This window comes from Kitasatospora sp. NPDC059812, from assembly GCF_042732075.1.
Taxonomy (GTDB): domain Bacteria; phylum Actinomycetota; class Actinomycetes; order Streptomycetales; family Streptomycetaceae; genus Kitasatospora.
This window is the reverse complement of sequence record NZ_JBHWIO010000011.1, coordinates 141647-152448: the sequence shown is the minus strand read 5'-3', so window position 1 is coordinate 152448 and position 10802 is coordinate 141647. Positions and strand designations below refer to the sequence as shown.

General features: G+C 73.5%; 9 protein-coding genes. All 9 read left to right on the top strand.

The genetic code is table 11. The features are described 5' to 3' along the window. Positions 1 to 396 precede the first annotated feature (396 nt). The 9 genes from thrB (at position 397) to glyA (ending at position 10697) form a co-directional block, all read left to right on the top strand. A complete protein-coding gene (gene thrB, locus ACFV6D_RS08835) occupies positions 397 to 1335 on the top strand; it encodes a homoserine kinase (RefSeq protein ID WP_063347815.1) in 939 nt (312 codons plus the stop codon). Between the two features lie 597 nt (positions 1336 to 1932). Continuing rightward, positions 1933 to 4047, top strand: coding sequence for a transcription termination factor Rho (gene rho, locus ACFV6D_RS08830; RefSeq protein ID WP_063347814.1), 2115 nt, complete (start codon positions 1933 to 1935; stop codon positions 4045 to 4047). A gap of 138 nt (positions 4048 to 4185) precedes the next feature. After that, positions 4186 to 5286 (top strand): LCP family protein, encoded by a 1101-nt coding sequence (locus ACFV6D_RS08825; RefSeq protein ID WP_380372633.1) that lies wholly within the window; start codon positions 4186 to 4188, stop codon positions 5284 to 5286. A 137-nt stretch (positions 5287 to 5423) separates the two neighbouring features. After that, positions 5424 to 5645, top strand: a complete 222-nt coding sequence (rpmE, locus tag ACFV6D_RS08820) for a 50S ribosomal protein L31 (protein ID WP_063347812.1) — start codon at positions 5424 to 5426, stop codon at positions 5643 to 5645. A gap of 157 nt (positions 5646 to 5802) precedes the next feature. Next, positions 5803 to 6879: a peptide chain release factor 1 gene (prfA, locus tag ACFV6D_RS08815; RefSeq protein ID WP_380336750.1), complete on the top strand. Its 1077-nt coding sequence runs from the start codon at positions 5803 to 5805 to the stop codon at positions 6877 to 6879. Between the two features lie 63 nt (positions 6880 to 6942). Beyond that, positions 6943 to 7809 carry a peptide chain release factor N(5)-glutamine methyltransferase gene (gene prmC / locus ACFV6D_RS08810; protein ID WP_063347810.1) on the top strand — a complete coding sequence of 289 codons (867 nt, stop codon included), beginning with the start codon at positions 6943 to 6945 and terminating at the stop codon, positions 7807 to 7809. Positions 7810 to 7903: 94 nt separating this feature from the next. Next, positions 7904 to 8551: an L-threonylcarbamoyladenylate synthase gene (locus tag ACFV6D_RS08805; protein WP_063347809.1), complete on the top strand. Its 648-nt coding sequence runs from the start codon at positions 7904 to 7906 to the stop codon at positions 8549 to 8551. Between the two features lie 32 nt (positions 8552 to 8583). Continuing rightward, the gene (locus tag ACFV6D_RS08800; protein ID WP_063351136.1) at positions 8584 to 9225 is read left to right on the top strand and encodes a protein-tyrosine-phosphatase; all 642 of its coding nucleotides are present in this window, start codon (positions 8584 to 8586) and stop codon (positions 9223 to 9225) included. A gap of 191 nt (positions 9226 to 9416) precedes the next feature. Then, a complete protein-coding gene (glyA, locus tag ACFV6D_RS08795) occupies positions 9417 to 10697 on the top strand; it encodes a serine hydroxymethyltransferase (RefSeq protein ID WP_380558962.1) in 1281 nt (426 codons plus the stop codon). Positions 10698 to 10802: the final 105 nt, after the last annotated feature.

Below are 10802 nucleotides of genomic sequence, written 5' to 3'. Positions count from 1 at the left end.
CGCGGCGCCGCCGCCGCGGGCCGCGGGACACCCGCCCCCCCCCCGCCCCGCGGGCCCCCCCCCGCCCCCCCCGGGTCGACCCTTTCGGGGGTCGGCCCGTCGATGTTCTCCGGTGACACTTTTGTGTCAATTACGCCGCGCATTCCGATCCGATTCCGGTACGCATTCCGGCCAGAAGCGGCAACACACCAGATCGGAGGACCACGGGGTGTACCACTGGGGAACCTCTCTTCGATACTCTGGGTTCGGCCGTGTGGCACATGCCCCGGGTCCGGCCTTCTCCAGGCCGCGCCAACGACCGTGACCGCCCGCCCCGCCGGGGCCTGCGGTCCATTCCCCGCCTTCGCACCGACGACGCGATCCGCGCCGCCCGATTTCCCCAGGAGAGTCCACCGCATGGCCGGTCCCGCGTTCCGTGCCGCCGCCGTCCGGGTCCGGGTTCCCGCGACCAGCGCCAACCTCGGCCCGGGCTTCGACGCCTTCGGCCTCGCGCTGGGCCTGTACGACGACGTGGTCGTCCGGGTCGCCGACTCCGGGCTCTCCATCGACATCGCCGGCGAGGGCGCCGAGACGCTGCCCCGCGACGAGCGCCACCTGCTGGTCCGCTCGATGCGCGCCGCCTTCGACCGCCTCGGCGGCCAGCCGCGCGGCCTCGAAGTGGTCTGTGCCAACCGGATACCGCACGGCCGCGGCCTCGGCTCCTCCTCGGCCGCGATCTGCGCCGGCATCGTGGCCGCCCGCGCGGTCACCATCGGCGGCCCGTCCGCGCTGGACGACGACGCGCTGCTGGCCCTCGCCTCCGAGCTGGAGGGCCACCCCGACAACGTCGCGGCCTGCCTGCGCGGCAACTTCACCATCGCCTGGACGGACGAGGAGTCGGCCAAGGCGGTCAGCCTGGAGCCCTCCGACCAGGTCGTCCCGGTGGTGTTCGTCCCCGCCGACGAGGTGCTCACCGAGACCGCCCGCGGCCTGCTGCCGAAGACCGTCCCGCTGACCGACGCCGCCGTCAACGCCGGCCGCGCCGCGCTGCTGGTCGAGGCGCTGACCAGGCGGCCCGAGCTGCTGCTCGCCGCCACCGAGGACCGCCTGCACCAGGACTACCGCTCCTCCGCCATGCCCGACAGCGCCGCCCTGGTGGGCGCGCTGCGCGCGGAGGGCGTCCCCGCGGTGATCTCCGGGGCCGGCCCGACCGTCCTCGCGCTCACCGACGAGGCGGGCGCCGACAAGGTGCTCTCCTTCGCCGGGCACCACGGCCACGGCGGCGACCCGGCGTTCGCCGCGCACCGCCTGGAGCTCGACCGGATCGGGGCCACCGTGCTCCCGCTGGACGGCTGAACGGCCCGTCCGGGCTGCTCGTCCGGCCTGGCCCGGCCACCTGCCGAGCCGGGCCGTCCGGACACGATTGGCAAGCGCAAGGCTGGGGAATGTCTGAGGGGGTCGGTAGTGTTAACCTCATTGCTGCACCAGGTGCCCTCCGGGGCTCGGTGCGCCGCGTCCCGATCCCAGCACTCCACTGCCGTGGAGTCGCGGCGATGCACGGGGCGACGATTCTCCGGGAGCCCACCGCAGCGCGTACGCAGCCTGCCTGCGCGACACGCGGCCGCATCCCGAAGCCGTGACGGCACCTGACTCCCACTCGCGGCCTCCCACCTTGAGGCCAGGACGGGCGGAGCGCGGTCCACCGTCACGCGACGGGGGCCCGGGATTCGCAGGCAAGCGTGGGGGTACGCCCGGTCGGCACACGACCGACCGGCCCGCCGCGCCACTCAGCACCACCGTGCTTCACGCACCGCACCTCGCAGCTCTCCCTCGACCGGCTTCCGCCTTTCGGGGGATCACCGCCTCGGACCGACGCAGTCGAGCGTCGGTCAGGACAGCACAACCGGTCGCCGAGCCAGACAGGCCGACGTCCGCTCCAGGGAAGGACCCTTAGTGAGCGACTCCACCGATCTGATGGGCGCGCGCCAGGACGCCGAGGCGTCGGACGCAGCCGCCGCCCCCGCGACCCCGGCGCGGCGCCGCCGTACCGCCGCCGCTGGCCTGGACGGCATGGTCCTGGCCGAGCTGCAGAAGCTCGCCGGGGACCTGGGCATCACCGGTACCGGACGCATGCGCAAGAGCCAGCTGATCGAGACCATCAAGGAGAAGAGCGGCGGAGACCCGCTGCTCGCCGCCGGTGGTGCTCCGGCCGCCGCCACCAAGCGCACCGCCGCCAAGGCGGACGCCGCCGAGGCGCCGGCCGAGAAGCCGGCCCGCCGCACCAAGGCCGCCGCCGCTGCGGCCGCCGCGGCCCCGGCCGCCGCCGAGTCGCAGGCCCAGATCGAGATCCCGGTCCAGGCCGCCGCCGAGACCGCCGCGCCCGCCCGTGCCGAGCGCACCCGCCGCCGCGCCACCTCGGCCGCCGGCGCCCCGACCGCCGACGTCACGGCCGACGCCGCCGTCGTCGTGGCCGAGCCAAAGCAGGCCGAGACCCGCCAGGCCGAGACCCGCGCCTTCGAGGGCCGCGAGGAGGGCCGCACCGAGACCCGTCGCGACCGCCGGGACCGCCGGGACCGCAGCGACCGCCCGGAGCGGGCGGAGCGCCCCGAGCGCGCCGAGCGCCAGGACGGCGGCGAGGCCCAGGACGGCGACTCCCGCGAGTCGCGCCGCGACCGCCGCAACCGCCGCGAGCGCACCGACCGCCAGCCCCAGCAGGGCGGCGGCCAGCAGCAGGCCGCTCAGGGCGACGGCCAGCAGGCCCGCCAGGGCGGCCAGCAGACCCAGCAGCCGCAGATCCAGCAGGGCGGCTACGACGACGACGAGTTCGGCGACGGCCGCCGCGGCCGCCGTGGCCGCTACCGCGACCGCCGGGGCCGTGGCGCCCGCCGCGAGGGCTTCGAGGCCGGCCCCGCCGAGCCGCAGGTCGGCGAGGACGACGTCCTGATCCCGGTCGCGGGCATCCTCGACATCCTCGACAACTACGCGTTCGTGCGCACCTCCGGCTACCTGCCGGGCCAGAACGACGTCTACGTCTCGCTCGCCCAGGTCCGCAAGAACGGCCTGCGCAAGGGCGACGCCATCACCGGCGCGGTGCGCCAGCCCAAGGACGGCGAGCGCCGCGAGAAGTTCAACGCCATGGTGCGGCTGGACTCCGTCAACGGCATGGACCCGGAGAGCGGTCGCGGCCGCCCCGAGTTCAACAAGCTCACCCCGCTCTACCCGCAGGACCGGCTGCGCCTGGAGACCGAGGCGGGCATCCTGACCACCCGGATCATCGACCTGGTGTCGCCGATCGGCAAGGGCCAGCGCGGTCTGATCGTCGCGCCGCCGAAGACCGGCAAGACGATGGTGCTGCAGGCGGTCGCCAACGCGATCACCCACAACAACCCCGAGTGCCACCTGATGGTCGTCCTGGTCGACGAGCGTCCGGAAGAGGTCACCGACATGCAGCGGTCGGTGAAGGGCGAGGTCATCTCCTCGACCTTCGACCGCCCGGCCGAGGACCACACCACCGTCGCCGAGCTGGCCATCGAGCGCGCCAAGCGCCTGGTGGAGCTGGGCCACGACGTGGTCATCCTGCTGGACTCGATCACCCGCCTCGGCCGCGCCTACAACCTGGCGGCGCCGGCCTCCGGCCGCATCCTGTCCGGTGGTGTCGACTCGACCGCGCTGTACCCGCCGAAGAAGTTCTTCGGCGCCGCGCGCAACATCGAGAACGGCGGCTCGCTGACCATCCTGGCCACCGCGCTGGTCGAGACCGGCTCGCGCATGGACGAGGTGATCTTCGAGGAGTTCAAGGGCACCGGCAACATGGAGCTCAAGCTCGACCGCAAGCTCTCGGACAAGCGCATCTTCCCGGCCGTCGACGTGGACGCCTCCAGCACCCGCAAGGAGGAGATCCTGCTCGGCAGCGAGGAGTTGGCCATCGTCTGGAAGCTGCGCCGGGTGCTGCACGCGCTCGACTCGCAGCAGGCGATCGAGCTGCTCCTGGACAAGATGAAGCAGACCAAGAGCAACGCCGAGTTCCTGATGCAGATCGCCAAGACCACCCCCGGCTCCAACGACTGACCGTAGCCGGACGGTTGTCGCCCACCGAACCCCGGACCGCGCGAGCGGTCCGGGGTTCGGTGCGTCCACCCGGCTTTGTTCCAGAGTTGGGACATCTTGAGGCTTTTTGATCATCTTGTCCGTTTTACTCTGGACCGTATGGCCGAGCACAAGAGGGTCCTGACCCGCCGCCGCAAGATCCTGCGGGCGGCCGCCTGCGCGTTCGCCGCGCTCGTCGTCCTCGGCGCCGGAGCGGCCGGCTACGCGTACGTCAAACTCAACGGCAACATCAAGAGCGTCGACATCAACGCCCGCCTCGGCGACGCCCGCCCGCCGGCCGCCACCGACGGCTCGTTCAACGTCCTGGTGCTGGGCTCCGACTCGCGCAACGGCGAGAACGGCGACCTGGCCGGCGGCGACACCGGCGACACCGCCCGCTCGGACACCGCGATGGTGCTGCACGTCAACCAGGACCACTCGCACGCCGAGGTCGTCTCGATCCCGCGCGACACCCTGGTCACCCGGCCCGACTGCACCGACGCCGGCGGCAAGGCGGTGGCCGGCGCCAAGCGCGCGATGTACAACAGCGCCTTCGAGGCCGGCGGCGCGGCCTGCGCGGTCAAGACCACCGAGCAGCTCACCGGGCTGCGGATGGACCACTACGTGCAGATCGACTTCGCCGGCTTCGCCCGCGTCGTGGACGCGATAGGCGGGGCCACCGTGAGTACCACGGTGGCCATCCACGACAAGGACAGCGGGCTCGACCTGGCACCGGGCGAGCACCACCTCGACGGGCAGCAGTCGCTGGCCTTCGTCCGCACCCGGCACGGCGTCGGCGACGGCAGCGACCTCGGCCGGATCGAACTCCAGAAGCAGATGGTGAAGTCGCTGCTCCAGCAGGCCGGCGGGATCGGGCTCTACTCCAACCCGGTCAAGCTCTGGTCGATCGGCGACACCATGACCCGCAGCATCACCACCGACTCCGCGCTGGGCTCGGTGAACGCCCTGGTGGGGCTCGTCCAGGAGCTCAAGGGGATCGGGCCGGACCAGCTCGGCATGGTGACCCTGCCGGTGGTGACCGCGCCCGGCGACCCCAACCGGGTGGTCGAGCAGCAGCCGCAGGCGGACCAGCTCTGGGCGGCCCTCAAGGCCGACCAGCCGGTCCCGCAGGCGATCGTCTCGGCGCAGCCCGAGAACCCCGCCCAGGCCGCCCCCACGGCCGCCCCCACGGCCCCGGCGAAGGCTCCCGCCCGGCGCTGAGCTGCGCCCGGAATATCCCGGAACACGACCCGGTTTGGGAAGATGCGGCCGGTCCTGGCAGACTGGTCCGTCGGTCCCGGTTCACGTGCGGCGCTCCCGCCGCCGACCCGGTGCCCTCCCGAACCTAGGAGAACCCCTTGAAGCCCAACGTTCACCCCCAGTACGTGGTCACCCGTGTGACCTGCACCTGCGGTGCCGAGTTCACGACCCGCTCGACCGAGGCCAGTGGCGAGATCCGCGCCGAGGTCTGCTCGCAGTGCCACCCGTTCTACACCGGCAAGCAGAAGATCCTCGACACCGGTGGCCGCGTGGCCCGCTTCGAGGCCCGCTTCGGCAAGCAGCACAGCGCGAAGGCCTAGCGCTCCCACGGCGCCGGTTCCCGGTGCCCCCGTACTCGTTCCGGGGGCGCTGGGGGCCGGCGCCGTTCGCATCCCCCCAGCACCCCCTCCAGCGGTTCGCACCACCGGCCGGTTCCCACCGGCTCCCAACGGTTCTCACGGGAAGAAGGCCCACTCCATGTTCGAGGCAGTCGAAGAGCTCCTCGTCGAGCACGCCGACCTCGAGAAGAGGCTGGCCGACCCGTCCGTCCACGCCGACCAGGCCAACGCTCGCAAGCTGGCCAAGCGGTACGCCGAGCTGACCCCGATCACCCGGGTCTACCGGCAGTGGCGACAGGCCGGCGAGGACATCGAGGCCGCGCGCGAACTCGCCGCCGAGGAACCGGAGTTCCTCGCCGAGGTGAAGGAGGGCGAGCAGCGCCGCGAGGGGCTGACCGAGGAGCTGCGGATGCTGCTCGTGCCGCGCGACCCGAGCGACGACAAGGACGTCATCCTGGAGATCAAGGCGGGTGAGGGCGGCGAGGAGTCCGCGCTGTTCGCCGGCGACCTGCTCCGGATGTACCTGCGCTTCGCCGAGCGGATCGGCTGGAAGACCGAGATCATCGACGCCAACGAGTCCGACCTCGGCGGCTACAAGGACGTCTCGGTGGCCGTGAAGACCAAGGGCAACGCCGAGCCCGGGCAGGGCGTCTGGGCCCGGCTGAAGTACGAGGGCGGCGTGCACCGCGTGCAGCGCGTCCCCGCCACCGAGTCCCAGGGCCGCATCCACACCTCCGCGGCGGGCGTGCTGGTCACCCCCGAGGCGGAGGAGGTCGAGGTCGAGATCGTCGCCAACGACCTGCGGATCGACGTCTACCGTTCGTCCGGCCCCGGCGGCCAGTCGGTCAACACCACCGACTCCGCGGTCCGGATCACCCACCTGCCGACCGGTATCGTGGCGTCCTGCCAGAACGAGAAGAGCCAGCTGCAGAACAAGGAGCAGGCGATGCGCATCCTGCGGTCGCGCCTGTTGGCCGCCGCGCAGGAGGAGGCCGAGCGCGAGGCCTCGGACGCGCGTCGCAGCCAGGTCCGTACGGTGGACCGCTCCGAGCGGATCCGGACGTACAACTACCCGGAGAACCGCATCTCGGACCACCGCACGGGGTTCAAGTCGTACAACCTGGACCAGGTCCTGGACGGCGAACTGAACGCGGTGATCCAGTCCTGCGTCGACGCGGACGCGGCGGCCAAGCTCGCCTCGGCCCAACAGAACTGAGACCGGCGCGCCCCAGCCCGAGCGACGGCGCGAGCCGGAGCGCAGAAACAAGAGGTCGTACGGATGAACCTGCTGCTCGCCGAGGTGGCCCAGGCCACCCAGCGGTTGGCCGCGGCCGGCGTGCCGTCGCCGCGCTTCGACGCGGAGGAACTCGCCGCCTACGTCCACAACGTCAAGCGCAGCCAGCTGCACTCGGTGAAGGACGCCGACTTCGACGCCCGCTACTGGGAGGCCGTCTCCCGCCGCGAGGCGCGCGAACCGCTCCAGCACATCACCGGGCGGGCGTTCTTCCGCTACCTCGAACTGGAGGTCGGCCCCGGGGTGTTCGTGCCCCGGCCGGAGACCGAGACGGTCGTCGAGTGGGCCATAGACGCCGTCCGCGACATGGACGTGGCCGAGCCGCTGGTCGTCGACCTGTGCTCCGGCTCCGGCGCCATCGCGCTCGCCCTGGCCCAGGAGCTGCCGCGCTCGACCGTGCACGCCTTCGAACTCGACGAGGGCGCGCTGCAGTACACCCGGCGCAACATCGAGGCCAGCCCCGACCGCGCCCGGGTCACCCTGCACGCCGGTGACGCCACCCGGGCCTTCGCCGACGACCGCTCCTGGGACGGCCGCTTCGACCTGGTGATCTCCAACCCGCCGTACATCCCGCTCACCGAGTGGGAGTACGTCGCCCCGGAGGCCCGCGACCACGACCCGCAGATGTCGCTGTTCTCCGGCGAGGACGGCCTGGACACCATCCGCGGCATCGAGCGGGTGGCCGCCCGGCTGCTGCGCCCCGGCGGCGCGGTGGTGATCGAGCACGCCGACCAGCAGGGCGGGCAGGTCCCGTGGATCTTCAACGAGGAACGCGGCTGGACGGACACCGCCGACCACCGCGACCTGAACAACCGACCGCGCTTCACGACAGCCCGCAGGGCGTCGTTGTGAGCAGCCGGGCCGCGGCAGCGCCGCTCGCCCGGCCGCGCCGTGAAGACCGTGCTGTGAACGCTGTGATGAGCCATTCCGGAAGGGGACCGCACCGATGAGCCGCCGTTACGACTGTGCCGACGCCGGGGACCGCGCCACCGGCCTGCGCGAGGCCGCCTCGGCCATTCGCCGGGGCGAACTCGTCGTGCTGCCCACCGACACCCTGTACGGGGTCGGCGCGGACGCCTTCTCGCCGGAGGCCGTCGGCGACCTGCTGGCCGCCAAGGGCCGCGGCCGCAACATGCCCTCGCCCGTGCTGGTCGGCTCGCCGACCACCCTGCACGGCCTGGTCACCGACTTCTCCGAGCAGGCCTGGGAGCTGGTCGACGCGTTCTGGCCGGGCGGGCTCACCCTGGTCGCCAAGCACCAGCCCTCGCTGCGCTGGGACCTCGGCGAGACCCGCGGCACCGTCGCCGTCCGGATGCCGCTGCACCCGGTCGCCATCGAGCTGCTGAACGCCACCGGCCCGCTGGCCGTCTCCAGCGCCAACAAGACCGGCGGCCCGTCCCCGGCCACCTGCGACGAGGCGCAGGCGCAGCTCGGCGACGCCATCTCGGTCTACCTGGACGGCGGACAGGCGGACCACGCGACCGCCTCGTCCATCGTCGACGTCACGGGCAAGGTCCCGGTCCTGCTGCGGGCGGGCGCGATCAGCGTCGAGCAGCTGAGGGAGGTCGTCCCCGACCTGGAGGCCGGCAGTTGACGCCCATCGCCTCGCTCCATGCCGGGCCCGGCATAGCGCCGTACCTGAGTGTGGGCCCCAGGCCGCTGGACCACTTCCGGATCCTGTTCGTCTGTACCGGCAACATCTGCCGCTCGCCGATCGCCGAGCGGCTCACCCGGCGTGAGCTGGACACCCGGCTCAGCCCCCGGGTGGCCGGCCGGATCCTGGTGGAGAGCGCCGGCACCTGGGGCCACGTGGGCGCGCCGATGGAGGACCACGCCGTGACCGTCCTGGACGAGTACGGCGCCGACAGCGGCGGCTTCACCGGCCGCGAGCTGCTGGACGAGCACGTGGTCGAGGCCGACCTGGTGCTCACCGCGACCCTGGACCACCGCGCCCAGGTCATCTCGATGGGCCACGAGGCGGGGCTGCGCACCTTCACCCTGAAGGAGTTCACCCGCCTGGTGCGGACGATCGACCCGGGCACCCTGCCCGACCCGCGCCGCGGCGCCGACGTCACCGAGCGCGCCCGCGCCCTGGTCCGGGCGGCCGCCGCGCTGCGCGGCTGGCTGCTCGCCGCCACCCCGGAGTCCGACGAACTGGACGACCCGTACGGGGCCCCGATCGGCATGTTCCGCAACTGCGGCGAGGAGATATTCCACGCGGTCGACCCGGTGGTCACCGCGCTCACCGGCGTGCCCGCGCTGCGCTGACCGCCCGCGCCGCGAGCGGCCCGGAGGCCCCCCGGCGGCCCCCCGGAGACCAGGGGACGGCCCGCGGCGGCCGAGCGCCGAATGGCCCCGCGCCGACGAGCCGCCCGGCCCGGCCGGTCCTACGCTGGAGGAACCCACCCTTCCCGGCCCCCACGCCGGGAGGCGCCCCCACGCCGCCCCGGAGCCCCGCCATGACCGTCACCGACGCCCCGACCGGCCCGACCGCGACCAGAGGGCGCCCGTGGGCCTCCGAGGCACTGCACCGGGCCGATCCGCAGGTGGCCGACCTGCTGGCGGCCGAGGCCGAGCGGCGGGCCGAGACGGTCCAGCTGCTGGCGGGGGAGAACCTGACCTCCCCGGCCGTCCTGGCGGCGCTGAGCGGGCCGCTGATCGACAAGTACGCCGAGGGCTACCCGGGCCGCCGGCACCACACCGGCTGCGCCCTCGCGGACGCCGCCGAGCTGCTGGCGATCGACCGGGCCCGTGAGCTGTTCGCCGCCCCGCACGCCAACGTCCAGCCCCGGTCGGCGACTTCGGCGATGCTGGCGGCGTACGCGGCGCTGCTGCGGCCCGGCGACGGGGTGCTGGCGATGTCGCTGGAGCACGGCGGCCACCTCAGCTGCGGCTCGCGGGCGAACTTCTCCGGCCGCTGGTTCGCCTTCACCGGGTACGGGGTGCGCGAGGCCGACGGCCTGATCGACCTCGACCAGGTGCGCGACCTGGCCCGCGAGCACCGCCCGAAGGCGATCGTGGCGGGCTCGATCTCGCACCCCCGGCACCCGGACTGGGCCGCCTTCCGGGAGATCGCCGACGAGGTGGACGCCTACCTGATCGCCTCGGTCGCCCAGACCGCCGGCCTGGTCGCGGCCGGCGTGGCGCCCTCCCCGGTGCCGTACGCGGACGTCACCGTGGCGGCCACCCACAAGCTGCTGCGCGGCCCGCGCGGGGGCCTGCTGCTGTCCACCGCGGAGCTGGCCGAGCGGATCGACCGGGCGGTGTTCCCGTTCAGCCAGGGCGGGGCGGCGATGAACGAGGTGGCCGGCAAGGCGGTGGCGCTGGCCGAGGCGGCGACGCCCGGCTACCGGGCGTACGCGCAGCGGACGGTGGACGGGGCGCGGGTGCTGGCGACAGGGCTCGCGGCGGCCGGGATGCGCCCGCTGACCGGCGGCACCGACACCCACCTGGTGACGGCGGACGTGAGCCCGCTGGGCGTCACCGGTGCGGAGGCCGAGCGGCGCTGCGCCGTGGCCGGACTGCTGCTCGGCAAGTGCGCGCTGCCCTTCGACCCGGCTCCGGCGGCCGAGGCCTCCGGGATCCGGCTGGGCACCGGCACGGTGACCAGCCAGGGGATGGGCGAGGCGGAACTCGCCGAGCTCGCCGGGCTGATCGCTCAGGCGCTCGCCGGAGGCACGGGCGCGCGGGTGGCGAACCGGGTCCGGGAGCTGGCCCTGTCCTTCGCCGACCGGCGGTGACGAGAGCGTCGTCGACGGATATTCGGATCTCCTACCCGGGAGAGCGAACCGCGATGCGTGCCTTGAGCGTCCGACTCAATAAGGTGTGGGGCGTGGCGACGCACC

What these genes read in the sequence shown, in the direction of transcription:
- ACFV6D_RS08805 (WP_063347809.1), top strand. Translation starts at nt 7,904, where the DNA reads ATGAGCCGCCGTTACGACTGTGCCGACGCCGGGGACCGCGCCACCGGC.
- glyA (WP_380558962.1), top strand. Translation starts at nt 9,417, where the DNA reads ATGACCGTCACCGACGCCCCGACCGGCCCGACCGCGACCAGAGGGCGC.
- prfA (WP_380336750.1), top strand. Translation starts at nt 5,803, where the DNA reads ATGTTCGAGGCAGTCGAAGAGCTCCTCGTCGAGCACGCCGACCTCGAG.
- ACFV6D_RS08825 (WP_380372633.1), top strand. Translation starts at nt 4,186, where the DNA reads ATGGCCGAGCACAAGAGGGTCCTGACCCGCCGCCGCAAGATCCTGCGG.
- thrB (WP_063347815.1), top strand. Translation starts at nt 397, where the DNA reads ATGGCCGGTCCCGCGTTCCGTGCCGCCGCCGTCCGGGTCCGGGTTCCC.
- prmC (WP_063347810.1), top strand. Translation starts at nt 6,943, where the DNA reads ATGAACCTGCTGCTCGCCGAGGTGGCCCAGGCCACCCAGCGGTTGGCC.